At 61.4% G+C, this 25,829-nt stretch carries 25 protein-coding genes; 22 read left to right on the top strand and 3 right to left on the bottom strand.

Features of this window, described 5'->3' with window-relative positions:
- Positions 1 to 12 precede the first annotated feature (12 nt).
- From C8D72_RS05690 to C8D72_RS05675, 5 genes are all read left to right on the top strand, one after another.
- Entirely contained in the window at positions 13 to 957 is a 945-nt protein-coding gene (locus tag C8D72_RS05690) for a Bug family tripartite tricarboxylate transporter substrate binding protein (RefSeq protein ID WP_115853371.1), read from the top strand.
- Positions 958 to 1,048: 91 nt separating this feature from the next.
- Positions 1,049 to 1,546: a tripartite tricarboxylate transporter TctB family protein gene (locus C8D72_RS05685; RefSeq protein WP_115853370.1), complete on the top strand. Its 498-nt coding sequence runs from the start codon at positions 1,049 to 1,051 to the stop codon at positions 1,544 to 1,546.
- 34 nt (positions 1,547 to 1,580) lie between these two features.
- Entirely contained in the window at positions 1,581 to 3,095 is a 1,515-nt protein-coding gene (locus tag C8D72_RS05680; RefSeq protein ID WP_115853369.1) for a tripartite tricarboxylate transporter permease, read from the top strand.
- Complete coding sequence (locus tag C8D72_RS17590) at positions 3,092 to 3,247, top strand: hypothetical protein (RefSeq protein WP_211308765.1); 156 nt, start codon at positions 3,092 to 3,094, stop codon at positions 3,245 to 3,247. Before C8D72_RS05680 ends, C8D72_RS17590 begins: the two co-directional genes overlap by 4 nt.
- A 31-nt stretch (positions 3,248 to 3,278) precedes the next feature.
- Positions 3,279 to 3,812 (top strand): Ldh family oxidoreductase, encoded by a 534-nt coding sequence (locus C8D72_RS05675; protein WP_245955157.1) that lies wholly within the window; start codon positions 3,279 to 3,281, stop codon positions 3,810 to 3,812.
- Positions 3,813 to 3,889: 77 nt separating this feature from the next.
- On the opposite strand, the gene C8D72_RS05670 is transcribed toward C8D72_RS05675, so the two are convergent.
- Positions 3,890 to 4,843, bottom strand: coding sequence for a tripartite tricarboxylate transporter substrate binding protein (locus C8D72_RS05670; RefSeq protein WP_115853368.1), 954 nt, complete (start codon positions 4,841 to 4,843; stop codon positions 3,890 to 3,892).
- A 258-nt stretch (positions 4,844 to 5,101) separates the two neighbouring features.
- On the opposite strand from C8D72_RS05670, the gene C8D72_RS05665 reads away from it, so the two are divergent.
- The 13 genes from C8D72_RS05665 to C8D72_RS05605 all read left to right on the top strand — a co-directional run bounded on the left by C8D72_RS05665 (position 5,102) and on the right by C8D72_RS05605 (position 19,478).
- A complete protein-coding gene (locus tag C8D72_RS05665; protein ID WP_115853367.1) occupies positions 5,102 to 6,196 on the top strand; it encodes a LacI family DNA-binding transcriptional regulator in 1,095 nt (364 codons plus the stop codon).
- A 161-nt stretch (positions 6,197 to 6,357) separates the two neighbouring features.
- Positions 6,358 to 7,482, top strand: coding sequence for an L-talarate/galactarate dehydratase (locus C8D72_RS05660; protein ID WP_115853366.1), 1,125 nt, complete (start codon positions 6,358 to 6,360; stop codon positions 7,480 to 7,482).
- Between the two features lie 120 nt (positions 7,483 to 7,602).
- On the top strand, positions 7,603 to 8,514 hold the full coding sequence (kdgD, locus tag C8D72_RS05655) for a 5-dehydro-4-deoxyglucarate dehydratase (protein ID WP_115853365.1): 912 nt from the start codon (positions 7,603 to 7,605) through the stop codon (positions 8,512 to 8,514).
- Between the two features lie 63 nt (positions 8,515 to 8,577).
- Entirely contained in the window at positions 8,578 to 9,522 is a 945-nt protein-coding gene (locus C8D72_RS05650) for a Bug family tripartite tricarboxylate transporter substrate binding protein (RefSeq protein WP_115853364.1), read from the top strand.
- A gap of 16 nt (positions 9,523 to 9,538) precedes the next feature.
- Positions 9,539 to 10,057, top strand: coding sequence for a tripartite tricarboxylate transporter TctB family protein (locus C8D72_RS05645; protein ID WP_115853363.1), 519 nt, complete (start codon positions 9,539 to 9,541; stop codon positions 10,055 to 10,057).
- A gap of 1 nt (position 10,058) precedes the next feature.
- Positions 10,059 to 11,549 (top strand): tripartite tricarboxylate transporter permease, encoded by a 1,491-nt coding sequence (locus tag C8D72_RS05640; RefSeq protein ID WP_115853362.1) that lies wholly within the window; start codon positions 10,059 to 10,061, stop codon positions 11,547 to 11,549.
- A gap of 12 nt (positions 11,550 to 11,561) precedes the next feature.
- Positions 11,562 to 12,890 carry an enolase C-terminal domain-like protein gene (locus C8D72_RS05635; RefSeq protein ID WP_170140509.1) on the top strand — a complete coding sequence of 443 codons (1,329 nt, stop codon included), beginning with the start codon at positions 11,562 to 11,564 and terminating at the stop codon, positions 12,888 to 12,890.
- Positions 12,891 to 12,927: 37 nt separating this feature from the next.
- Positions 12,928 to 14,505: an aldehyde dehydrogenase (NADP(+)) gene (locus C8D72_RS05630; RefSeq protein WP_115853361.1), complete on the top strand. Its 1,578-nt coding sequence runs from the start codon at positions 12,928 to 12,930 to the stop codon at positions 14,503 to 14,505.
- 237 nt (positions 14,506 to 14,742) lie between these two features.
- Positions 14,743 to 15,660, top strand: a complete 918-nt coding sequence (locus tag C8D72_RS05625) for a tripartite tricarboxylate transporter substrate binding protein (protein WP_170140508.1) — start codon at positions 14,743 to 14,745, stop codon at positions 15,658 to 15,660.
- Between the two features lie 11 nt (positions 15,661 to 15,671).
- Entirely contained in the window at positions 15,672 to 16,148 is a 477-nt protein-coding gene (locus C8D72_RS05620) for a tripartite tricarboxylate transporter TctB family protein (protein ID WP_115853359.1), read from the top strand.
- A gap of 20 nt (positions 16,149 to 16,168) precedes the next feature.
- Entirely contained in the window at positions 16,169 to 17,665 is a 1,497-nt protein-coding gene (locus C8D72_RS05615) for a tripartite tricarboxylate transporter permease (RefSeq protein ID WP_115853358.1), read from the top strand.
- 12 nt (positions 17,666 to 17,677) lie between these two features.
- The gene (locus C8D72_RS05610) at positions 17,678 to 18,637 is read left to right on the top strand and encodes a 2-hydroxyacid dehydrogenase (protein WP_115853357.1); all 960 of its coding nucleotides are present in this window, start codon (positions 17,678 to 17,680) and stop codon (positions 18,635 to 18,637) included.
- A 112-nt stretch (positions 18,638 to 18,749) separates the two neighbouring features.
- Positions 18,750 to 19,478 carry a FadR/GntR family transcriptional regulator gene (locus C8D72_RS05605; RefSeq protein WP_245955156.1) on the top strand — a complete coding sequence of 243 codons (729 nt, stop codon included), beginning with the start codon at positions 18,750 to 18,752 and terminating at the stop codon, positions 19,476 to 19,478.
- 160 nt (positions 19,479 to 19,638) lie between these two features.
- Here the strand turns inward: C8D72_RS05605 and C8D72_RS05600 are convergent, their stop codons facing one another.
- Complete coding sequence (locus C8D72_RS05600) at positions 19,639 to 20,322, bottom strand: GntR family transcriptional regulator (RefSeq protein ID WP_245955155.1); 684 nt, start codon at positions 20,320 to 20,322, stop codon at positions 19,639 to 19,641.
- A gap of 157 nt (positions 20,323 to 20,479) precedes the next feature.
- Here C8D72_RS05600 and C8D72_RS05595 point away from each other — a divergent pair, with 157 nt between their 5' ends.
- From C8D72_RS05595 to madM, 4 genes are all read left to right on the top strand, one after another.
- Positions 20,480 to 21,841: a malonyl-CoA decarboxylase gene (locus tag C8D72_RS05595; RefSeq protein WP_245955154.1), complete on the top strand. Its 1,362-nt coding sequence runs from the start codon at positions 20,480 to 20,482 to the stop codon at positions 21,839 to 21,841.
- Positions 21,842 to 21,919: 78 nt separating this feature from the next.
- On the top strand, positions 21,920 to 23,455 hold the full coding sequence (locus tag C8D72_RS05590; RefSeq protein WP_115853353.1) for a malonate--CoA ligase: 1,536 nt from the start codon (positions 21,920 to 21,922) through the stop codon (positions 23,453 to 23,455).
- Between the two features lie 135 nt (positions 23,456 to 23,590).
- Positions 23,591 to 23,998: a malonate transporter subunit MadL gene (madL, locus tag C8D72_RS05585; protein ID WP_115853352.1), complete on the top strand. Its 408-nt coding sequence runs from the start codon at positions 23,591 to 23,593 to the stop codon at positions 23,996 to 23,998.
- A 67-nt stretch (positions 23,999 to 24,065) separates the two neighbouring features.
- The gene (gene madM, locus C8D72_RS05580; RefSeq protein WP_115853351.1) at positions 24,066 to 24,827 is read left to right on the top strand and encodes a malonate transporter subunit MadM; all 762 of its coding nucleotides are present in this window, start codon (positions 24,066 to 24,068) and stop codon (positions 24,825 to 24,827) included.
- 40 nt (positions 24,828 to 24,867) lie between these two features.
- Here madM and C8D72_RS05575 read toward each other — a convergent pair whose 3' ends face one another.
- Positions 24,868 to 25,827 carry a sugar-binding transcriptional regulator gene (locus tag C8D72_RS05575; protein ID WP_115853350.1) on the bottom strand — a complete coding sequence of 320 codons (960 nt, stop codon included), beginning with the start codon at positions 25,825 to 25,827 and terminating at the stop codon, positions 24,868 to 24,870.
- Positions 25,828 to 25,829 lie beyond the last annotated feature (2 nt).

Below are 25,829 nucleotides of genomic sequence, written 5' to 3'. Positions count from 1 at the left end.
AGGAAGGACATCATGAAAAAATTACTGAGTACGCTGACCGTTGCGGCCACGATGGTGCTGGGCAGTTCGGCAATGGCGGCCGACTATCCCACTAAAAGTGTCGACATGATCGTGCCGTTTTCTGCCGGTGGCGGTAACGATACTTTCGTACGCGCCCTGCAGCCGCTGCTCGAGAAGCAGCTGGGCCAGGACCTGGTCATCCGTAACATCGCCGGCGGCGGCGGGGCCGTCGGCACATCCCGGGTCGCTGCATCAAACGCTGACGGCTACACCATGCTGGCGGCCAGTAATGCCATGCTGACGCTTGAGGCCATGGGCAATGTGGCGTTCACTCACGATGACTTTGACTTCATCGCCAAGGTCATCGAAGAGCCCTACGTGATTGCAGTCGGCGACAACGACAAGTACACCGATCTGGCAAGCCTGGTCGAGGCCACAAAGGATGGTACCCGTGTTCGGGTCGGCGTCTCGGGCGTCGGTTCTTCGGCGCACATTGCCGCGGTCGCCATGCAGAATCGCACCGGGGCAAACTTCAACATTATTCCCTATCCCGGCGGCTCCGAGACGATCTCCGCGGCCATGGGCAACCACGTGGATGCGGTCGTGCTGGGCGGTTCCGAACTGCGCTCGGCGCTGGAGTCCGGCCGCCTGACGGGGCTGGCCATGAGCTATGCCGAGCGCAGCGACTCGCTGCCCGACGTGCCGACCTTTCAGGAGGCGGGTTATGACCTGACGCTGACGGTATGGCGCGGTATTGCAGCGCCCAAGGGCATTCCGGAAGAGGTCGAGCAGCAGTGGGTCGAGGCCATTCAACAGATCGTGGCCGATGGCTCCTACGAAGAAACGGCTGCCAACCTCGGCACGCAGCTGTCGCCGCTCTATGGTGACGAACTCGATACCTTCATCGATAACTCGGCGGATGTCATGCGTGAAGCCGCCGGTGATCTGGCGAAGTAACGCGTTGGGCACGCCGCCACACGATGGCGGGGTGCCACTTTGATCCGGGCGGCGGCCGTCGCCCGGATCTTCAGTGATGGAGCCCTGAATCATGCAACGTGATATCGGCAAGCCGCTGTTCGACCTGCTGCTGGTAGTTGCCTCGGCCGCTGCCTTTGCCGTCTCGATGACGCTGCCCAACATCGAGATCGTCGGCGATCTGTCGCCGGCCTTTTTCCCCATGCTGATTTCGGCACTGGTCTTTTTGTTCGCCGTGCCGTGTCTGATCAAGGATTTCCGTGAATGGCAGGCTGCCGGCACTGATGGCGAGCGCACCGGTGCCCCTCGAGGTGTGGCGCAGTGGCTTTTGATCGTGGCGCTGGCGCTGGTTTATATCCTCATTTTTGAGCGGCTGGGCTATATCGTCAGTACGGCAATATTCGTCTTCGCCTGCGTGGTCGGGCTGCTGCTGACCGGCGGTACCTGGCGTGAGCTGACGAACGCCCGGCGCGCCAAAAGTCTGGCCGGCGCGGCCGTTTTTGCCGCCGTACTGGCCGTGGTCATCTTTTACGTCTTTACCGAGCTGTTCGAGATCCCGCTACCGGGCTGACGTCTCGTCACTGTACGACCCTTAGGAGCGTTTCATGATTGCCGGCTATCTCGATGGATTGGGTATGGTGCTGCAGTTTGGCACGCTGCTGGCGATCGCCGGCGGTACGCTACTGGGCATCATCATGGGGGCGCTGCCCGGGCTGACGTCTGCCATGGCAGTGGCGCTACTGCTGCCGGTGACCTTTGGCATGCCGCCGGTCATGGGAATCGGCATGATGCTGGGCGCACTGTGCGGCGCCGGCGCGAGCGGTTCGATTCCGGCCATTTTGCTCAATATTCCGGGCACGCCTTCCTCGGTGGCGACCACCTTTGATGGCTTCCCCATGGCCCAGAAGGGCGAAGCCGGTCGGGCGCTCGGGCTTTCGATCGTGGCCTCCTTTTTCGGCGGGGTCGCCAGTATGGTGATCCTGAGCCTGCTGGCCCCACCGATTGCAGACTTTGCGTTGCGCTTCGGGGCCGCCGAGTACTTCTCATTGAGTGTCTTTGGGCTGGTGATTATCGCCTCGGTGGCGGGTAAATCGCTGCTCAAGGGATTGATTGCCGGGCTGCTCGGCTTTTTCGTCTCTACCATCGGCACGGACCCCATCACCGGGGTGGACCGTTTCACCTTCGGTGAGCTGTCGCTGCTGACCGGTATCAATCTGCTGCCGGCGTTGATCGGTCTGTTTGCTGTCTCCCAGGTGCTCAAGGATGCCTTCGAGTACGATCCGAATCAGCGCCTGAAGGACAGCGGTCATCGCATCGATGTAGCCCGCCCGCGATTTATGGAAACGTTGCGCAACTGGCGCGCGCTGCTGGCCGGTATCCTTTCCGGGTCGGTCGTCGGCCCCGTGCCCGGCGCCGGCGGCAGCATTGCCTCGTTGGTGGCCTATGATCAGACGCGGCGCTTTTCAAAGCATCCCGAAAAATTCGGCACCGGTCATGCACCGGGCATTGTCTCGGTGGAAAGTGCCAATAATGCCCTGCTGGGTGGCGCCCTGATTCCGACCCTGGCGCTGGGCATTCCGGGCGAGGCCGCCACGGCGGTGCTGCTCGGCGGTCTGATGATTCAGGGGGTAACCCCCGGCCCGATGCTGTTCGATGATCAAAGCGGCATCGTCTACGGCATTTTTTTGGCCTATCTGGTGGCCAACATCTTCATGCTGTTGATCATGTGTCTGGGCATCAAACTGTTCATTCGCGTGCTGATGGTGCCGCGCAAGCAGCTGCTCTCGGCCATTCTGGTGCTGTGTTTCATTGGCGTTTACGGCGTTGATGGGGATGTCTTCAATCTCTATCTGATGCTGGGCTTCGGCATTCTGGGCTATTTCCTCAACCGCTATGACTTTGGCACCGCACCGGTCATTCTGGGGCTGATACTGGGACCGATTGCTGAATCCAACCTGCGCCGCGGGCTGCAGGCCTTCGAGGGTGACTGGACGCCGTTTTTCACCCGGCCCATCAGCCTGACCTTTCTGGTCATTGCCGTGGGCCTGCTGGCGCTGACGCTGTGGCAGAACTACCGCACCAGGCGCGTTCCTGCAACATCGTCAGAGAAAGGAGAATGACCACTGTTACCCTTGAGATCCTGCACGAGGTGATCGAGCGGGCCCTGCTGCGCGCGGGGCTTGCGCCGGAGGATGCGACCGCGTGTGCCCGGGTTCACGCCGAAAGCACCCGCGATGGGGTGAACTCTCACGGCCTGGGGCGCAAGCAGTGAGAGCATCGGCAACAACCCGCTGGTCATGGCCGTGCCTGGCGGTCATGCGCCGCTGGTGCTGGATATGGCCATGTCGCAGTTCTCCTATGGCCGTCTGGGTGTGCTGAAGGAACGCGGCGAACAGCTGCCGGTGGATGGCGGGTTCGATGACAGCGGACAGCTCACTCGTGATCCGGAGGTCATTCAGGCCACTCGACGCATTCTACCCACCGGTTACTGGAAAGGTTCGGGGCTGGCCATTCTGCTTGATGCCATGGCAGCACTTTTGTCGCAGGGGCGGGCAACGCATGCGATCGACGGAGTCGAACGGGGCAGCGGCGGTGGCAGTTCACAGGTGTTCATGGTATTTGATCCCGACCAGCTTGGCGGCATCGATGCCTGTCGGGCGATGGTGGATGACATGACAGCCCACCTGTCGCAGGCGACGCCGGATGAGTCCGGCCGGGCAGTGCGCTGGCCGGGGGCGGCCACCTTTCATCGGCGTCACAACACGACCGATGTCGTGGTCAACCCGGACATCTGGATGGAAGTACAGCGGCTGGCGAGTGACGGGACACTGCCCTGACCGATTTGAAAGGCGCCGCCCGACAGGGCGGCGCAACGGACCGGCGGACCGATTGTTGTAATTATTGGTTGTTTTAACTACTGATTGTTGTCTTCTGCGACCTTGCGTGAGGCCGGGATCATGACCTCGGCCATCTCGGTGACGTAGGCGTCCAGCTCCTCGCCAAACAATGGACTGACCTCAACGCCGGTGCTTTCGGCAAAGCGCTTGAACTCCGGTGCCTCGATGGCCTGCTTGACCGCCTCGACCCAGGCATCTTCGACCTCGTCACTGACGCCGGCGGGCACGGCAATGCCGCGCCACTGGCTGACCGCCAGATCATAGCCCTGCTCCTGCATGGTCTTGACGTCGGGCAGCATTTCGCTGCGCTGGCTACCGGTGGACAACACTGCCTGCAATCGGTCGCCGCGAATCTGGGAGAGCACCTCGGAAGGATTGACCACCACGGCGTCTACATGACCGCCCATCAACGCCGAAATGGCCGGTGAGCCGCCGTCAAAGGGCACGACCTGAACCGTAACGCCCAGCTGGCTGCCCAGCATCGAGGCCACCACGTAGGTGGACGAGCCCACCCCGGAGGTGCCGACCTGCAGCGGCTTGCCGCTCTCCTTGAGATCCGCCACCAGGCCTTCAGCGTCCTGCCACTGGTCGTTGTTGTTGCTGACCAGCAGGTAGGGCTCTTCGGTAACACGGGCCAGATAGTCAAAATCCTGATACTTGAAGTCGACGTTGCCCAGGCCCTCCAGAGTGAAGTTCTGATTGTTGGCCAGTGTCAGGGTGTAGCCATCGGGTTTGGCCGTGACGGTACGGGTCAGTGCCAGTGCACCGCCGCCGGCGCCCATGTTGCGCACCACGATGGTCCGCCCCAGGCTTGATTCAAGCCCGGGTTGAAGGGCCCGCATCAGGGTATCGGCGGCGCCGCCCGGGGAGGCGGGAATGAGCATGTCGAGATTTTTGGTCGGGTAGTCGGCCGCCCAGGCCGCTGCCGGCATGGCCGTGGCCATGATCAGTACGGATAGTGTCTTTTTCATGTGCAGCAATTCCCTCTCGGGGTAAAGACATGACGACCGCCAGGCAGTGTCATCCTCGCCCAGGGGTGCCTTCGATCAACGACGCCATCTTACGCAGGTTTTGTTAGCGCTATCATTTCGACTATCGTTGCAGGGCAAGCTCCAGCACAGAGAAAGTGGCGTGGGGCAGTAAGGTGGGGTGAAACGGTATTATCCGGACGGACGTCCTGGCTGTAACATGGCGCTCGCTGTGTTTTTGAGGTTCTGCTGGAGAGATGCATGGGACGTTTTCCCGATTCCCGCTTTGACAAGGCGGCCGACGGCGGTCGTGACAACCCGCGCGCGACCGGCGCCGTGCGTCTGAGCGATGTGGCGGCCGCGGCCGGGGTGGCCGCCATGACCGTGTCGCGGGCCCTCAACCAGCCGGAACTTGTCAGCGAGCGTACCCGCGAGCGGGTGCAGCGCGCCGTGATCGAGACCGGCTACGTGCCCAATCGCGTGGCGGGCGCGCTGGCATCGAGTCGCAGTAAAATGGTCGCGGTGCTGGTGCCGACCGTGGCGCACTCACTGTTTGCCGATGTGGTGCAGTCGATTACCGATACGCTCGCGGTGGAGGGCTATCAGGTGCTGCTGGGGCTGACCGGCTACCAGACCGAGGAGGAAGCCGCGGTGGTGGAGACCGTGCTGAGCCGGCGACCGGATGCGCTGGTGGTGGCCGGTACCCGTCACTCCGAGGCCACGCGGCAGCGGCTCGGTGCGGCGCGTATCCCGGTAGTCGAGATCTGGGACATGAGTGATGATCCGCTGGACATGCTGATCGGTTTTTCCCATCACGCGGTGGGGGAGGCGGTCGCCGACCATCTGCTGGGGTGTGGTTATCAGCGCTTCGGGCAGGCGATGGCCGATGACCCGCGCTCTCATCAGCGCGCCGAAGGCTTCAACGCCCGTATCCTGGCTGAACAAAAGGCCCGCCCGGACGCCGGCATCAAGGTCACCACGCACTGGGCGGAAATACCGGCAACCCTGGTCGGCGGACGTACGACCGCCGCGAACGTGCTGGCCGGGATGCCCGACTGCGAAGCGATTTTCTGCAGTTCGGACACGCTGGCCATGGGCGTCATTGCCGAGGCGCAGAGTCGTGCCATGGCCATTCCGGAGGCGCTGGCGGTGATGGGCTTTGGTGACATGAGCTTTGCCGCCGCCACCTGGCCGGCACTGAGTACGGTGCGCATTGATGGGGCCGAAATCGGGCGGTTGACCGCGGCACATCTTCTGCAGCGCTTTGGCGCCGGCAGCCCTGATCCCGCCCATGACATTGTCGATGTCGGCTTTGAGATCGTGGCGCGCCAGACCACGCTGTCTCCCCGGTCGTAAGGAAGTCCGGCGCTCGTCGTCTGGATATCGCGGTAGTGGCGTTTCCGGAATTAGACCTTGGTGTCGGTTGACATGAGGCATTGTCTGGCGCGAAATGATAGCGCTAACATCATCAGGCCGCAGCCTCGTCCCGGGTCGGTCCACGTGCCTTTGGAGTCCCCATGTCCTTTGATGCCATTACCTCGATCACCTTCTCTCACGTCCTGCTGCCGCTGGCCACGCCCATCAGCGATGCCAAGGTGCTGACCGGACGGCAAAAGCCGATGACCGAAGTCTCTTTCCTGTTTGCCGAGATCACCACGCGTGACGGCCACACCGGCATCGGTTTCAGCTACTCAAAGCGGGCCGGGGGCTATGCCCAGTACGCCCACGCCTGTGAAATCGCCCCGGCGATCATCGGTGAAGATCCCAACGACATCGACAAGCTGTGGCAAAAGCTCGTCTGGGCCGGTGCATCGGTCGGGCGGGGCGGGGTGTCGACCCAGGCCATCGCCGCGGTCGATATCGGTCTGTGGGATCTCAAGGCCAAGCGTGCCGGTCTGCCGCTGGCCAAGCTCATCGGAGCGCACCGCGACTCGGTGCAGTGCTACAACACCTCGGGCGGCTTTTTGCACACGCCCATCGATGAGGTGCTCAAAAACGCCACGCACTCGCTGGAAAGCGGCATCGCCGGCATCAAGATCAAGGTCGGCCAGCCCGACATGCGCATCGACCTGGAACGGGTGGCCGCGGTGCGCGCCCACATCGGTGACAACGTGCCGCTGATGGTGGATGCCAACCAGCAGTGGGACCGCGCCAGCGCGCTGCGTTTTGGTCGCGCCATGGAGAAATACGAGCTGGTGTGGATCGAGGAGCCGCTGGATGCCCACGACGCCGAAGGCCATGCCGCACTGGCCGCGGCGCTGGATACGCCAATCGCCACCGGTGAGATGCTTTCAAGCGTTGCCGAGCACGTGAAACTCATCGAGCACCGCAGCGCCGACATCATCCAGCCTGATGCCCCGCGCATTGGCGGGATTACCCAGTTTTTGAAGCTTGCCACGCTCGCCTCTCAGGCCGGGCTGCAGCTGGCGCCGCACTTTGCCATGGAAATTCACCTGCACCTGGCGGCGGCCTATCCCACCGAGCCGTGGGTCGAGCACTTTGACTGGCTGGCGCCGCTGTTCAATGAGGTCCTCGAAACCCGTGATGGCCGCATGATCGTGCCGGACCGCCCGGGCCTTGGCATTACCCTGACCGAGCAGGCGCGCCAGTGGACAATCAATCATCAGACCTTTACTGCCTGAGCGGGAAATACGAAGGGCGAACTATGCCCTTCGTATAATGGCTTTAAAAGTATGATGTATGACAAAGTAGCTGACATCGCTTCACCGCGTGGTGGAGCAGGCCAATCCAGAGGACCCTTTATGACGTTTTCACGAGCTGACGTTACGCGTGCCGCAGGCGATGGCCTGCTCTCCTTTCCGGTCACGGACTTTGACAGCGATGGTCAATTTGATGCCGAAAGCTATCGTCGTCGCATTGCATGGCTGCTTGAGTACGAGATCTCCACGCTGTTTGTCGCCGGCGGTACGGGCGAATTTTTCAACCTGGGCCTTGAGGAGTTCGGTGAGGTCGTGCGGGTCGCCGTGGAAGAGACCGCCGGCCGTGTGCCCGTCATCGCCAGCGCCGGCCAGAGCATCACCATGGCCAAGGCCCATGCTGCGGCTGCCGAAGCCGCCGGGGCTGATGGTATCCTGTTGATGCCGCCTTATCTGACCGAGTGCTCGCAGGAAGGCATCGTCGAGTACGCTGCCGCAATCTGTGACTCCACCAGCCTCAACGTCATCTATTACAACCGTGCCAACGGCGCGCTGGAAGCCCAGGCCGTCAAGGCGCTGGCCGATCGTTGCCCCAATTTGATCGGGCTCAAGGATGGGCGCGGCGACATGCAGTCGCTCAATGTCACCATCAAGACCGTCGGCGATCGTCTGATCTATATCGGCGGGGTGCCGACCGCGGAAATCTTTGCCGAAGCCTATCTCTCCATCGGCGTGAATACCTACTCCTCGGCGGTGTTCAACTTCGTGCCGGAAATGGCCGTGCACTTCTACAAGTCCCTGCGTGCCGGCGATCACGAGACCGTGGCTCGTCTGACAAATGACTTCTTCATTCCGTTTGTGGCCCTGCGCGACACGTGCCGTGGCTATGCCGTGAGCCTGGTGAAGGCCGGTGCGGCTCAGGTGGGCTACCCGGGGGGCAACGTTCGTGCGCCGCTGACCATGCCCAATGCTGAAGAAGTCGAGAAACTCAAGGTGCTGATTGAGCGTGTTCGTTAACCATTCACGACTGCCTGCCCGTCCGGGCCATGGCCTGCGCGGGCAGTCGAGGAGATCGATGACATGAAAAAACTACTGAGTGTACTGGGTGCTGCCACGCTGCTGTCCAGCAGCATGACAATGGCAGCCGATTATCCGTCCAAAAACGTCGAATTCATCGTGCCCTGGTCGGCTGGTGGCGGCGCGGACAACGTGGTACGTGCCCTGCAGCCGTCACTGGAAAAGGCGCTGGGCACCACCATCGTGGTGCGCAACATCTCGGGCGGCGGCGGTGCCGTGGGGTTTTCGCGCGCGATCGCCTCAAAGCCGGATGGTTATACCGTTACCATTCCGACCAACGCCACTTTTACGCTGGAAGGACTGGGGAACGTCGCCTTCACGAAGGATGATTTCGATTATATCGCGCGCGTGCTGGTCGAGCCCTACGTCATGGCAGTGCGTCCCAATGACGACTGGTCGGACCTGGAAAGCCTGATTGCCGAGCGCAAGGCCTCCGGTGAGCCGCTGCGCATGGGGGCCTCCGGCGTAGGGTCATCAACGCATATCATGACCCTGATGCTGGGCGAGGAGCTGGGGATCGAGATGCAGGTCATCCCGTTTGACAGCGGCTCGGCAGCGGTCTCTGCGGCCATGGGCGGCCACATCGACGGCGTGGTGCTCAATCCCTCCGAGGTGGTGTCGGCCATCAACGGCGATCGGCTGGTCTCCATCGTGAGCACAGGCGAAGAGCGTAGCGGGGCACTGCCGGATACACCCACCATGACCGAGGCCGGCTACGACTTCGAGCTGGCGCAGTGGCGTGGCATTGCCGCACCGAAAGGGCTTGATCCGGAGATCGAGGCGAAGTGGGTCGAGGCGGTCAAGCAGGCCGTGGAGGATCCGCAGTTCCAGAAGGCCGCACAAAGCATGGGCTCGGATATCAGCCCCCTGTATGGCGACGAACTGGATCAGTTTGTCGAGAGGACTTCCAAACCGCTGATCGAAGAAGCCCAGGCCATTCGTCAGTAAGGAACCGGGAGGCTCCATGGTCAAAACACGCAGCGATGCGCTTTTCCATCTGGTGCTGCTGGCGCTGGCAGGCTGGTTTCTGCAGCAGGCTTGGCATCTGCCGGCCAATGCCGCGGGGGGGAGTCTCTCTCCCGCGTTCTTCCCACGGGCCATATCGTCAGCCATTGTCCTTTTGTTGCTGATATCGATGGTTCGCGGTCTGATCGCGGGCACGTTGCTGACGCGTGACGCCACCAATGAAGAGGCCACTGCGCCGGCCTGGGTGCCGGTGGTGGCTTGGGGTGCCGTGGCTCTGTTGCTGGTGTTCTATGCCATGCTGCTGGAGCCGTTGGGCTATGTCATCTCCACGGCGCTGTTTCTCTTTTTGTGTGTGGCTATCGTCAGCGTGCTGTCACGCCAGCGCGGTGAGAGCATCGCCATCGGCCGGGTGCTCATGCTGGCGCTGTTCGCTGCAACGGTCTCCGTTGCCATCTTTTTGATCTTCTCGGTGGGGTTCGAAATCGTGCTGCCCACCATCGGCGTGATGGGGGTGTGACATGGGAGATTATCTAGAGGCGCTCGGACTGGTCTTTCAATGGCATGTGCTGCTGGTCATCGGTGCCGGCACGCTGCTGGGTCTGATCATGGGCGCGCTGCCGGGTCTGACCGCGGCAATGGCCATTGCGCTGCTGCTGCCGCTGACCTTTGGCATGCCGCCGGTCATGGGCATGGGCATGCTGCTGGGCACATTGTGCGGGGCCATCGCCGGTGGGTCGGTGTCGGCCACACTGTTGAACATTCCCGGTACGCCGTCCTCGGTAGCCACCACGCTGGATGCCTTTCCCATGGCGCGCCGGGGGGAAGCCGGCAGGGCACTGGGCATCTGTATCGTGGCCTCGTTCATCGGCGGTATTTTCAGCGCCGTGGTGCTGAGCCTGTTGGCACCGCCCATTGCCGACTTTGCACTGCGTTTCGGCCCGGCCGAATATTTTGCGCTGAGCGTCTTCGGGCTGGTTATTATCGCCTCGGTTTCCAGTAAATCCCTGATCAAGGGGCTGGTGGCCGGTCTGATCGGACTGCTGATCGCTACGGTAGGGACCGACCCGGTCGCCGGCGTGCAGCGCTACACCTTCAACAACCTGTCGCTGCTGACCGGCGTCAATCTGCTGCCGGCGCTGATCGGTCTGTTTGCCGTCTCTCAGGTGCTCAAGGACGTGGTCGACTACTTCAGCGGTGGGCCCGTTGAGCACAGCAAGAACAAGATGGATCATGCCCGGCCGCGCTGGATGGAAACCCTGCGTCACTGGAAGGTGCTGGCCTCGAGTTCGGTGATCGGCACAATCGTTGGCGCCATTCCAGGCGCCGGCGGCAGCATCGGTTCGTTTCTGTCCTACGATCAGGCCAAGAAAATGTCGAAGACGCCGGAGAAATTCGGCACCGGGCATCCTGAAGGCATCGTGGCTTCGGAGTCTTCCAACAATGCGCTGGTCGGCGGGGCGCTGATCCCGATGCTGACGCTGGGCATTCCGGGGGAGGCGGCTACGGCCGTACTGATGGGCGGTCTGATGATCCAGGGCATCAGCCCGGGGCCGACGCTCTTTACCGATAATGGCTCGATCATTTACGGCATCTTCATCGCCTTTTTTGTCGCCAACATCTTCATGCTGCTGATCCAGTGGTTCGGCATTCAGCTGTTCGTCAAGGTGCTGCAGGTACCGCGCAAGCTGTTGATGGCGCTGATCCTGATGTTCTGTGTGATCGGGGTATACGCCGTCGATGCCGATATCTTCAATGTCTATCTGATGCTGGGTTTCGGGGTGCTGGGCTATTTCCTCAACCGCTATGACTTTGGTACGGCGCCGGTCATTCTGGGCCTGATTCTGGGGCCCATTGCCGAATCCAACATTCGCCGGGCGCTCTTGCTCTCCGGTGGCGACTGGAGCGTGCTGGTCACGCGCCCGATCAGTCTGACGTTTTTGCTGGTCTCTGCGGCATTCCTGTTTTTCACCCTGTGGCAGAACCGTCGCCAAACGACTCCCCATTCATAGGAGAAGCCCTGTATGTCACTGCCTACCATTACACGCATGACCATTGTGCCGGTCGCGGGTCATGACAGCTTCCTGCTCAATCTCAGTGGCGGGCATGCCCCCTGGTTTGTGCGCTGTGTCCTGATCCTTGAAGACAACGCCGGCAACAAGGGTGTGGGCGAGATTCCTTCCAGCGAAGGGATTCTGAAAGGGCTTGAAAAGTGCCGTTCGCTGGTGGAAGGCACCAATCTCAATGCCTGGCGGAGCACGCTCAACAGTGCCAAAAAACTGCTGGCCCAGGGCGGGCCGGAAGAACGCGGCCGTCAGACCTTTGACCTGCGGGTAGCGGTACATGTACTGACGGCCATTGAATCGGCGCTGCTGGACCTTTACGGGCAGGCTGTCGAGACGCCGGTGGCCGATCTGCTGGGTCGCCTGGGCCGCCAGCGCGATGAGGTCGAGGCGCTGGGCTATCTCTTTTTGCTGGGTGATCCGAAAAAGACCGACCTTCCCTATCCCACCGCTGAAAACCCACGCGATGACTGGGAGCGACTACGCTGTCAGGAAGCGCTGACGCCGGCCGCCGTGGCCGAGCTTGCCCGAGCCGCACACGAGCGCTATGGCTTTCGTGACTTCAAGTTGAAGGGCGGGGTACTGGCCGGTGAGCAGGAAGCCGACTGCATTCGCGCCATGCACGAGATTTTCCCCGACGCACGGCTGACGCTGGACCCCAATGGGGCCTGGTCACTGGAAGAGGCAATTCGGGTGCTGGAACCGATTCGCGACATTCTCAGCTATGCCGAAGACCCCTGTGGTCAGGAAGGCAGCTGGTCAGGGCGCGAAACCATGGCGGAGTTCAAGCGCCGCACCGGTCTTCGCACGGCCACCAACATGATTGCCACCGACTTCAAGCAGCTGCAGTACGCGGCCATCATGAATTCGGTCGACATTCCGCTGGCGGACTGCCATTTCTGGACCATGCAGGGCGCCGTCATGGTTGGTGAGCTGTGTGACGAGTGGGGCATGACGTGGGGGTCACACTCCAACAACCACTTTGATATTTCACTGGCGATGATGACGCACGTGGCAGCCGCCTGCCCGGGCGAGATCACGGCCATTGATACCCACTGGATCTGGCAGGACGGTCAGCGCCTGACCGAGGCCCCGTTTGAAATTCACGACGGCAAGCTGACCGTGCCGAAAACGCCCGGACTGGGTGTGACGCTGGATCAGGGCAAACTTGATGAAGCGCACGCGCTTTATCGCTCGCTGGATGTGCGCGCCCGCAACGATGCCACAGCCATGCAGTATCTGATCGACGGCTGGGCTTTTGATCCCAAGCGCCCCGCGCTGGTGCGCTGAACCTGGCAATACGCAACGCAACCATCAGGAGAGAAAGATGCAACTGACAGGCGAACTTCTTATCGGACAGCACGCCATCAAGGGCACACGCGATCCGGTTCAGGCCATCAATCCTGCCACGGGCTACAAGCTGGAGCCGGTCTACAACGGTGGCAGCAGCAACGAGGTCGAACAGGCCTGCGCGCTGGCCTGGCAGGCCTTTGATCAGTACAGGGAAACATCGCTTGAAGAGCGCGCTGTCTTTCTGGAAACCGTTGCCGATGAGATCGAGGCGATCGGTGATGCGCTGGTCGAACGCGCCGTTGCCGAAACCGGTCTGCCCGAAGGACGTATTCAGGGCGAGCGTGGGCGTACCTGCGGTCAGCTGAGGACCTTCGCTCGCGTCGTACGTGACGGTGAATGGCTGGACGTACGCGTCGATCAGGCCATGCCGGATCGTCAGCCGATGCCGCGTACCGACCTGCGCCAGCGTCACATTGGTCTGGGCCCGGTCGTGGTCTTTGGTGCCAGTAACTTCCCACTGGCCTTCTCGGTCGCCGGTGGTGATACAGCGTCCGCTCTGGCGGCTGGCTGCCCGGTCATCGTCAAGGCGCACGGCGCCCATCCGGGCACGTCCGAGCTGGTCGGCCGCGCCATTCAAAAGGCCGTTTCGCGCTGCAACCTGCCGGAAGGGGTCTTTTCCCTGCTGTACGGCTCGGGCCGCGATGTTGGCACGGCGCTGGTCAGTGACAAGCGCGTCAAGGCTGCCGGCTTTACCGGTTCACGCAGCGGCGGCATGGCTCTGTGGAAAGTGGCGCAGTCGCGCGATGAGCCGATTCCCTTCTACGCCGAGATGAGCAGCATCAACCCGGTCTTCCCGCTGCCGGAAGCGCTCAAGGCGCGCGGCCGCGAGATGGGCAAGGCGTTTGTCGGCTCGTTGAACATGGGCGCCGGGCAGTTCTGTACCAACCCCGGGCTGGTCATTGCCATCAAGGGCGAGGCGCTGGAGACCTTCAAGCAGGCAGCCACCGAAGCGCTGGCCGATGCCAACGCCCAGACCATGCTCACCCCCGGCATCAGCGATGCCTATCGTGAGGGTGTCGAGCATCTGTCACAGCGCAGTGGTGTGACCGAACTGGGTCGTGGTCCGACCGGTGAGGGCGCCTATACGTGTCAGGCCGGTCTCTATGCCGCCTCGGCGCAGACTTTCCTGGCCGATACCGAACTGCAGGATGAAGTCTTCGGTGCGACCTCGCTGATCATCGAGTGCGTTGACAGTGATGAGCTGGCAGCGGTGGCCGAGCATCTCGAAGGGCAGCTGACCGCTACCCTGCAGATGGATGACGCCGATATGGACAGCGCTCGCGCGCTGGTGCCGATTCTGGAACGCAAGGCGGGCCGTATTCTGGTCAACGGCTGGCCGACCGGCGTTGAAGTCAGCGATGCCATGGTGCATGGCGGGCCTTTCCCGGCGACCTCCGACGGCCGTACCACCTCGGTCGGTACAGCCGCCATCAAGCGCTTTTTGCGCCCGGTCTGCTATCAGAACCTGCCGGATGAGCTGCGTCCGGAAGCCCTGCGTGAGTCCAACCCCTATCAGCTCAAGCGGCTGGTGGATGGCAAGCGTGAGGACTGATTTTCGGGTCTGACAATCCATCCGGATTGAATGAAGGGGTCTGCCGATAGGCAGACCCTTTTTTGATTTTATACAATGGTCGAGGGATGGACTAAAGGAGCAGAGCAAGCCGGTTCAAAAGGCGTATTATCACTTATGTATGATGTATGACTTTTGAAAGCCGAGACATTGATGAGGCCGGACATGAAAAAATTTGCTCTGAAGAAAGGGTGTGTTGCCATCGCCATGGCTGTCAGCATGGCTACAGTTTCTTCAACGGTCATGGCTGCCGACTTCCCTGATGACGACATTACCTTTATCTCTCCGGCCTCGCCGGGTGGCGGTTCCGATTACCTGATTCGCTCGCTGCAGGAAGGTCTCGAGAAGGATCTGGGCGTCAATATCATTCCCCAGTATCTGACCGGGGGTGGCGGCGCGATCGGGTTCATGAAAGCCATGCAGGCGCGACCCAATGGCTACACGGTTGTCGCCATTGATAACAAGGTGTTTACCCAGCAGGGCATGGGCAATGTCAACTTCAAGTATGAAGATTTCGACTACCTTGCCAGCTTTTATTCCGTGCCCTATGTGCTGGCAGTCAACAGCAAACTCGGCATCGACAGCGTCGAGGATATTCTCCCCGGTGGCGAGCATAATCGCCGTCTGAAAATCGGCTTTGCCGGCATCGGCTCTTCCACCCACATCATGAGTGTGCTGGTCGGCAAGGAGCTGGGCGCCAACTTCGATACCATCTCCTATCAGGGCGCTCCCGATGCGACGGCGGCGGTCATGGGCGGCCATATCGATGGCGTGGTCATGGACCCGATGGACCTTCGCAGTGCGCTGGAATCTGGTCAGATGAAACCGCTCGTGGTGACCAGCGGCGAACGCAGTGACTCCCTGCCGGACGTGCCCACCATGAAGGAGCTGGGCCACGATATCGACATCTCCAACTGGCGCGGTGTGGCCGCACCCAAGGGCATGGACGAGCAGACCCGCGAGCGCTGGCTCAGCGCGCTCGAGAAGGCCTCGCAGGACCCGACCTTCGTCAAGCGCATCGAGCAGCTGGGCATTCAGGTTAATTTCCGCTCCGGTGAGGAATTCGACCAGTATGTTGATGATCTGGCGCAGGAACTGATTCCGGTCGCGCAAGAGGTTGCCAGCGAAAACAGCTGAGGAGCATTGCCATGAAAGGTCATCTTCAGGAAGCCTTTTTCAGCCTGTTGCTGGCAGGAGTGGCCGCCTTTCTCTGTGTGGCGGCCATGGATATCCCCGGCGGAGCGCACGGCTCCATTGCGCCGGCGACCTTTCCGAGTGCTATCACATTCGCCATCGCTTTACTGGCTTTGTTGAATGTCGCAGCCAGTCTTTTGAAGGGAAAAAAAGCGGATACCCTGCCGGCAATTTCGCGGCAGGGGATTTTGAACCTGATCCTGTTTATCGTGCTCAGCACCGCTTATATATGGGCAATGAGCGTGGCAGGGTTTGTGGTTTCCACGTTTTTTTACCTCATTTTAATGCCGCTTCTTATCTGCCTGATTTCTGCTGACCGCAAGGGACTACTGGCCAAACCGGCGTTCTGGGCGCGAGTAATTGCCTTTGCACTGATCGGTACGGGCATCATCTATGGCGTGTTTGTCGAGATGCTCAAGGTCAGATTCTGAGCTGAATAGCGGGAGGTTTTATGCAAACACTGACAGAGACCATTCAGCTCTTTGGTCCGCTGACCCTGCTGGCCATACTGGCCGGCACCTTTTTAGGCATTATCCTGGGGGCGCTGCCGGGTCTTTCGGCCGCCATGGCCGTGGCCCTGCTGCTGCCCCTGACCTATGGGCTGGATACCATCGCCGGTATCGGCATGCTGCTGGGGGCCTTCTGCGGCGCCATTGCCGGCGGTTCGGTGCCGGCCATCCTGCTCAACATGCCGGGCACTCCGGGCTCCATTGCCACCACCTTTGACGCCGCGCCCATGGCGGCCAATGGCCGTGCGGGCAAGGCGCTGGGCCTGTCGGTGGCGGCTTCCTTTCTGGGCGGCACCATCAGTGCCCTGATTTTGATGCTGGTCTCACCCCTGATTGCCTCGATTGCATTGCAGTTCGGGGCGGCCGAGTACTTCTCCCTGAGCATTCTGGGGCTGATGATCATCGTATCGATCTCCGGTGGCTCGTTGATCAAGGGCCTGATTGTGGGCCTGATCGGCATGCTGATGTCGACGGTCGGCGCCGATCAGGTCACCGGTGCCATGCGACTGACCTTTGGCCAGATGTCGCTTCTGACCGGTATCAGCCTGCTGGCCGTGATCGTGGGTATCTTTGCCGTCTCCCAGCTGCTGCTGGACATGGAAAAGATGCATGAAAAGCGCCCGTCCATGAAGGTGGAGAACGCGCTCGAAGGGGCCTTCCCGCGGATGCGTGAAGTACTGCGCAACTGGAAGCTGTTGCTGATGAGCTCTCTGATCGGTACCGGCGTGGGGGCCGTGCCGGGTGCCGGCGGCAGTATTGCCTCGATCATGGCCTATGACCAGGCCAAGCGTTTTTCCAAAAATTCGAAGGAGTTCGGCAAGGGCGCACCGGAAGGTGTCATTGCCTCCGAGTCGTCCAACAATGCCATGGTGGGCGGGGCGCTGATCCCGATGCTGACGCTGGGCATTCCCGGTGAAGGTGCCACTGCCGTATTGATTGGCGGTCTGATGATCCAGGGCATTCAGCCGGGCCCGATGCTCTTTGATACCCAGGCCACGCTGATTTACGGCATCTTCGTGGCCTTTTTGCTGGCCAACATCATGATGCTGTTCGTGCAGTGGTGGGGTATCCGTCTGTTCGTACGCATTCTGCGGGTTCCCCAGCATTATCTGCTGCCGCTGATTTTCATCTTCTGCGCCATCGGCGTGTTCAGCATCAACAGTGACTACTTCGACGTGTATCTGATGATGGCACTCGGCGTGCTGGGTTTCTTCCTGGCCCGTTTCGGCTTTGGCGTGGCGCCCGCCGTGATCGGTCTGATTCTGGGGGGCGTGGCGGAAACCAACCTGCGTCGCGGACTGCAGACCTTTGACGGCAGCTGGGAACCCTTCTTTACCCGTCCCATCAGCGTGACCTTTCTGGTACTGGCGCTGGTGTTTGTTGCCTTCTCCCTGCGCGCCACCTGGCGGGACAAAAAAGCCAACGCCGTTTCAAACTGACAGGACAATGACATGACACACAATATTGTGGTGGTTCACGAGCTCTACCCGGAGCTTTTGACGACGCTGCAGGCTGATTATCACGTGACGCACTTCCAGCGTCTGGCCAGTGATGACGACCGGCAGGCTTTTCGGGAAGCGATGGCGGAAGCGGACGCCTTTATCGGCTCCAACGTCAAATTCGACAAGGCGCTGCTGGATGGCGCGCCACGTCTGAAGGTGATTGCCAGCGTGTCGGTGGGGGTGGATGCCTATCCGCTCGACGAGATCCGCGCTCGCAATATCGTTTTGACCAATACACCCGAAGTGCTCACTGATGCCACGGCCGATACCGGCTTTTTGCTTTTGATGATGGCCGCCCGGCGCGCCGGCGAGATGGAGCGCAAGGTGCGCGGCGGCCAGTGGCAGGCCTCGCTGGGTCGTGCCGACTTTGGCATCGACATCACCGGCAAGACGCTGGGTGTGGTGGGCATGGGGCGCATCGGCCAGGCAGTCGCCCAGCGCGGTCATCACGGCTTCAACATGCCGGTCGTTTTCTATAACCGCAGCGACAAGCCGGAACTCGAAGACACCTTCGATGCCCGCCAGGTCTCGCTGGAAACGCTTTTCAGTGAATCAGACTTTATCGTGGTGACCGTGGCATTGTCGGAAGACACGCGAGGGCTGATTGATCGCAGGCTGCTGGCCGCCACGCGCGACAAGGCGATCCTGATCAATATCTCGCGCGGGCAGGTGGTCAGGGAAGACGATCTGATCGCCTGTCTGCAGGACGGCACACTCTACTACGCAGGCCTTGATGTCTACGAACGTGAGCCGCTGGCCTCCGATTCCGCGCTGCTGTCCCTTGATAATGCCGTGCTGCTGCCGCATATCGGCTCTTCAACGTTTGAAACGCGCAACGCCATGTGTGATCTGGCCGCCGACAACCTGAATCGGGTACTGGGTGGTGAGCCGGCACTAACGTCCGTGTAGCGCTGTCAGAAAGGATGGTGCAATCCGGTTGGCCGGGCAGGGCACACAGCCTGTACGGTATTGCTTTCGCGCGTGACCGATACCGGCCACTACACAACAGCAGATGATTCCCATGAAGACGCTCAAACTTGAACGCATTACTCAGCAGGGCAGCCTGTCAGCACAGATTGCCCGACAGCTGGAGGCCTCGATCGCCAACGGCCAGATCGCCGTGGGTGACAAGCTGCCCACCGAAAGCGAGCTGTGCGACATGTTTGGCGTCAGCCGCACCGCCGTGCGTGAGGCGATTGCCCATCTGCGCTCCTCGGGGCTGATCGAAACCCGACGCGGGATCGGCACGCGTGTCATCCAGGCGCGTCAGTTGGAGCCGTCGCCGGCCCGGCGCATCAGTGCCAATACGGTGGAGGATATTCTGCATGTGCTGGAGCTTCGCCTGACGCTGGAGCCTCAGGCCGCAGCGCTTGCCGCCGAGCGACATGATGAGGCGGATGCCCGCCGCCTTGAAAGCGCCCATGCAGCCTTTCTGGAGGCCATGAAACAGGGTCGACAGGCACGCCACGAGGACTATCAGTTCCATCACGCCCTGATCGAGGCGACACACAATCCCTTCTTTTTGTCCTTTTATGAGCCGCTCAGCCAGGAGGCCATCCCCCGTGCCCGACTGGTCGACAACGAGCTGAACGTCGAGACGGCACGGCGCTATCTGGAAATGGTGGCGGGGGAGCATCAGGCCATTCTGGACGCTATTCTGGCCCGCGATCCCGAGCGTGCCGACCAGGCGGTCAGGCAGCACTTCTCTCGTGCCAGGCAGACCTACACGGCCTATCGCGAAAAACACTGACGCCGCTGTCACCTGTCGAGATGCCACCTGTCGAGACGTCACCCATCGAGACGTCACCCATCGAGACGTCACCCATCGAGACGTCACCCATCGAGACGTCACCCATCGAGACGTCACCCATCGAGACGTCACCCATCGACAGTGCCACGAATCGGTGGTGTCAGGTCTGCGCCTGTTCCAGGCGCTGCATCGAGGCCACCAGATCGTTGAATCGCTCACCCTGAAGCAGCACATGCTCCCTGAGCTCGCGCTGCGCAGTCTCGGCATCACCTGCCATCAGGGCCGCAACAATGCGTTCATGCTCACACCAGGAGCTTTCCAGCCGGTGGCGGGCATGCAGCTGCAGACGCCGATAGGGCTTTAGCATGGCGTGGAGGCGTCTGGCTTCCTGTGCCAGAAAGGCGTTGTGCCCGGCCTCATAGATCAGGCGATGAAATTCGCCATTTTTGTAGTAATAGCCGTTGACGTCCCCCTCGAGCATGCACTGACGACACTCGACCTGCGCCTGTTGCAGTGCCATCAGGCTCTCATTCGTCATGCGCCGCGCGGCCAGCCGGCCGCACATGCCTTCAAGCTCGGCCATCACCTCAAAGCGTTCCACCAGTTCGGTGACGCTCAGACGTGCCACGAAAGTGCCGCGCTTGGGTGCCACCTTCACCATGCCGGAGACGGCCAGCTGGGTCAGCGCCTCGCGAATGGGCGTGCGCGAGCAATGATACTGTCGCGCCAGCGCTTCAGGGTCGAGGCGGTCGCCCGGGGCGTAGTGGCCCTCGACGATGGCGTCTTCCAGCAGATCACGAAGCCGCTGCGCCTGTGGGATTCGCCGTCCTGGACTTTCATTCAATAGACTTTCTCCCATGTTGACACCCCCGGTCGGCGCGCGGATTGTTATATATAACAAAACGGTGACATGTATATGAACAGTAACTTTCCGGTTGATGACAAGCAATACTCATCGCCGAGCGCCGGGATTCCCGTTCACGCCATCGAAGAGGGCCGCCATGAACGTCAACATGAATTTCCTCCAGGAGCTGCTATCGAGTATTGAGCGCCGCACCCGTGAACGGTTTCGCAGTACCGACGGTGAAAGTAACGACAAGACCGCCAGCCTTGCGCAGCTGGCCTCAAGCTGTGAAACGCTCATGCAGCGCGGCGGGGAAGCCTCCCAGATCCTGATTGCCCAGCAGGCCCTCACGCGTTATCGAAGCCTTGATGATGCCGACAAGCTGGCCTTTTTCGAGATGCTCGCCGAGCACTACGCCGCTGACAGCGACGACATCCACAAGGCCTATCGGGAGTGGAGCGAGCGTGAAGACAACGCCACGCTTCAAAAGCTTTTCTCAGTGTGCGAACCGCGTCGCCAGCACCTGCTGCGCCGGCTCAATCTGTGCCCGGGCGGCACCTATGAGCTGGTGGCCATGCGTGCTGACCTGCTGCGATTTTTGAAAACCAGCCCCGAACTCGCCCCGCTCGATGATGACTTTGCTCACCTGTTTGTCTCCTGGTTCAACCGCGGTTTCCTGATGCTGGAAAGCATTGGCTGGAACACGCCGGCCGCGGTGCTGGAAAAGATCATTCGCTATGAGGCGGTACACGCCATTCAGGACTGGTCGGACCTGCGCCGCCGGCTCGACCCCGGTGATCGGCGCTGTTACGCCTTCTTCCATCCGGCCACCGGCGATGAACCCCTGATCTTTGTCGAGGTGGCGCTGTGCAAGGGCATTCCTGACAACATCCAGACCATTCTTGCCGGCGGTGAGGAAGTGGCGCCGGGTGAGGCCGATACGGCCGCGTTTTACAGCATCAGCAACTGCCAGAGCGGGCTCAAGGGCATCTCGTTTGGCAATTTCCTGATCAAGCAGGTAGTGCAGGAGCTCAAGCGCGACCTGCCGGGACTGACCAACTTCGTCACGCTCTCGCCGGTCCCGGGCTTTGCCCGCTGGCTCGAGACGCAGCGCGAAGAAGGGGAGCTCGCCGAGGATGACGAGCTCTGCGCCGCCCTTGATCGGGCCAGCTGGACCATCGATGAAAAGGAGCGCCAGCGCCTGGCCCCCGAGCTGCGGTCCCTGGCCGCGCACTATCTGCTGGAGGCGCGCAGCCACAAGGGGCAGCCGCTGGACCCGGTGGCCCGTTTCCATCTGGGCAACGGTGCCAGCCTGCATCGCATCAACTGGCCGGGGGATACCTCCGAGAAGGGCTGTCAGCAGGCCCATGGCCTGATGGTCAACTATCTCTACGAGCTTGATCGTATCGAGCAGAACCATGAAGCCTTCAGTCGAGAGGGCACGGTGGTCTGCTCAAACGAGGTTCGTCGCCAGGCAAGGTCCGGCCGCAAGCGCCTGGCCTCGAAGGACAACGCCTGATCCGGTGTCCGGAGCGGGCAGGGCGCCCGGCTTCAGGCCGGGTGACAGGCATCAAGGGAACCATCGGCAGGAGTTTTCATGAACCATAACCTTTACATGCAGTTCTATCCGCACTTCGAGCGCCATCCCGACAAGGTGCTGATCGACACCCCCGAAGGGGACCAGTATCGCTACTCCGACGTGCTGGCCCGCTCGCGCCGCTTTGCCAGTGTTTTGAAGGCGCTGGGGGTAAGCCCGGGCGACCGTGTGGTGGTGCAGGTCGACAAGAGCCCGCAGGCGCTGATGCTCTATCTGGCCGCGTTGCAGGTGGGCGCGGCCTGGCTGCCGCTCAATACCGCCTATACCGAGTCGGAAATCGAATATTTCCTCAATGATGCCGAGCCGCGGCTGTATATCTGCCGACCCGATGACCTTGAGCAGGCCCGGGGGCTTGCCGAACGCTGCGGCGTGGCCCATGTCGAGAGTCTGGGCGTGGCAAGCGACGGTACCCTGATGGACAAGTCCGAGGCGGGCAGTGAGGAGCCGCAGATCGCCGAAGTGGGCCGGGATGATCTGGCCTCGATTCTGTATACCTCCGGCACCACCGGGCGCTCCAAGGGCGCCATGCTGACCCACGGTAATCTGGCCGCCAACAGCCAGGCGCTGGTCGAGACCTGGCAGTTCACCGAACAGGATCACCTGCTGCACGCGCTGCCGATCTTTCATACCCACGGGCTGTTCGTGGCCTGTAACGTCACCCTCACCGTGGGCGGCTCGATGACGCTGATGCCGCGTCTGGATGTCGAGCAGCTGCTCGATCTGATGCCGCGCGCCACGGTGCTGATGGGCGTGCCGACCTTCTACACCCGACTGCTGGCCAGCCCGCGGCTTGATCGCGAGCGCACTGCCAATATGCGCCTTTTCATCTCGGGCTCGGCACCGCTGCTGGCCGAAACCCATCACGACTTTTTCGAGCGTACCGGTCACGCCATTCTCGAGCGCTACGGCATGACCGAGACCAACATGAACACCTCCAACCCCTACGATGGCGAACGCCGCCCCGGCACGGTCGGCATGGCGCTGCCCGGCAGCGAGGTGCGCATTACCGATCGAGACACCGGCAAGCCCCTGCCGGATGGCGAGACGGGGCTGGTCGAGGTGCGCGGGCCCAACGTATTCAAGGGCTACTGGCGCATGCCGGACAAGACCCGCGAAGAGTTTCGGGATGACGGCTTTTTCATCACCGGTGATCTGGGTCTGATCGACGAGAAGGGCTATCTCAACATCGTTGGGCGCGACAAGGATCTGGTGATCTCGGGCGGCTACAACGTCTATCCCAAGGAGATCGAGCAGTGGATCGACGCGCTGCCGGAAGTCTCGGAGTCGGCGGTGATCGGCGTGCAACATCCGGATCTGGGCGAGGGCGTGACGGCGGCCGTGGTGTTGCGGGATAACGCCCGCCTCGATGAGGCGCAGGTGCTGGAGGCCCTCAAGGACAAGCTGGCCCGCTACAAGCAGCCCGGGCGCGTGTTTTTCATCGAGTCACTGCCCCGCAACGTGATGGGCAAGGTGCAAAAGAATGTCCTGCGTGAGCGCTACGCTGACACCTACCAGCAGACGGCTGCCCACCACTAGGGTGGCCGCCTGCCAGGGCCGCTACACATTAGGGCCGCCACAACAATAAGCAATATCCGTTGACGTCGTTATCGACCTGACCACCGCAAGACCCAGGCGGTGGGCGGTCAGACCAGCAGACACAAGGAGATGGGCATGGTGATTTATGGCGTGGCACTACTGGCCGGCTGCATGCTGGTCGGTTTGATCATTGGTGATGTACTGGGGCAGCTTCTGGGCATCAATGCCAATCTTGGCGGCGTGGGGATTGCCATGCTGCTGCTGATTTTCGTGACCAGCTATCTGAAAACGCATGATCATCTGCCGGAGAGCACCGAAAGCGGGATCAACTTCTGGAATGCGATGTACATCCCCATCGTGGTCGCGATGGCCGCCAGTCAGAACGTGGCGGCGGCGTTCAGCGGCGGCATGGTCGCGATTCTGGCGGGTGCCCTGTCCGTGGTGCTGGGGCTTGCCATGGTGCCGCTGCTCACCGGCAAGCGCGTTGAAGATGCCACACCGCTGGATGCCCGGCCGGCACCGGCGCCGGGTCGCCCTCATTGATCATGCCTTGCCACTGTATCGCTGACGGCCCGGATACGGCCTCGCGCTGTGGCTCACGGAGAGTTTCATGAACGATTCCATCATGTCACTGCTGGACAAGTATCACCTGATTGCGGCCTTTGCCGTGATCGGCCTGACCATGTTCGTTTCGCACTGGATGAGCCGGCGATTTACCGCCGGGCGACTGCACGGCTCGGCGATCGCCATCCTGATCGGGCTGGCGCTGGCCTACTTTGGCGGGGTCTATACCGGCGGCAGCAACGGGCTGGCGGATGTGTCGCTCTTTACCGGACTGGGCCTGATGGGCGGTGGGATGCTGCGTGATCTGGCGATCATCGCCACCGCCTATGGGGTGCGCTTTAGCGAGATCAAAAAGGCCGGCATGCGCGGGCTGATCGCGCTCTTTGCCGGTGTACTGGTGTCGTTTTTCGCCGGCGCCGTGGTGGCCGTGGCCTTTGGCTATACCAGCGCGGTGGACATCACCACCATCGCGGCAGGGGCGGTGACCTACATCGTGGGCCCGGTTACCGGCGCCACGCTGGGGGCGAGTTCCGAGGTCGTCGCGCTCTCCATTGCCGCAGGGCTTGTGAAATCGATTCTGACCATGATCGTCACGCCCATGGTGGCGCGCCTGATCGGGCTGGATAACCCGCGCTCGGCGATGATCTTTGGCGGATTGATCGGCACCACCAGCGGGGTCGCGGCAGGACTTGCCGCCACCGACGCACGCCTGGTGCCCTATGGGGCGATGACCGCCACCTTCTATACCGGGCTGGGCATTCTGCTGGCGCCCACGGTGCTGTTTCTGGCGGTGCGGATGTTTTTCTGAGCCTTCGTCCGAGACGTTATCAAGGCGGCACCCGGGCACGTCATTGATGTGTTCGGGCGTTGTCATGACCATCCAGTAATCTTTCCGCAAGGCGACGGTCGGTCACTAGAATATTGCCTAGACCGGCCGCGAAGGCGGCTCTGACGGCTTCAGCCTTGTAAGCGCCGCTGGCGAGTACCATGAGGTTGTCGATCCGGCGCATCTCTTCAAAGCCCATTGCCAGAGTGCGTCGTGAGAAGTCGGTAAACCGGCTGCCATCGGCACGAATGAATGTACCAAGAACCTCGGCAACTGCACCTGAATCGACAATGATCTGCTGCTCTTCCTTCGTCAGGCGCTGCGTCAGCTGTGACTGAAGCGGGTGGAGACTACCAATCGAGATGGCTGCCGCCGTCACGTTGGCGAACTGTTCCATTGCAGCCGCCACGCCCTGTTCGTGACGCAGACTATCGGCAATGGCGGCATCCGACACCATCAGCGGTACGTACATGGGATAGGCCACGCCCCGATTGCGTTCGGTAATACGCCGGATCATGTCAAGCGAATTTTCGCCGGGTGTGCCCACAATGCCGCAGATCTGTACGACGGCACATGCAGGCAACTGATAAAGCTGATCCACCATGGCACTGGTAGTACGACCCCAGCCCACTCCCAGAACGTCGTCTTCGGCCACCAAGTCACTTAGCAGCGCTGCAGCGGCGCGACCGATCTGTTGTCGAGTGCGAACCGAATCGTCCTCTTCGACGAAGGATTCCACGACCACGGCTTCACGCAGTCCGAAGCGGCGACGTACTTCGCTCGACAGCGCCGTGTGCACCTCAATGGGCGGACGAATCACAAATTCGATCATGCCTTTCTCACGCGCCATATCGAGCAATCGCGCTACCTTGAAGCGGGAGATGCCCAGATCCTCGGCGATCTGAATCTTGGAATCGTTATCGATGTAAAACCGCTGCGCCACACTTGCTGCCAGAAGACCTGTCTCCTGATCGCTGGACATGA

The organism is Kushneria indalinina DSM 14324 (assembly GCF_003385845.1).
Lineage (GTDB): Bacteria > Pseudomonadota > Gammaproteobacteria > Pseudomonadales > Halomonadaceae > Kushneria > Kushneria indalinina.
Note: the sequence above shows the minus strand (reverse complement) of the source record. Positions and strands in the feature narration are given on the sequence as shown.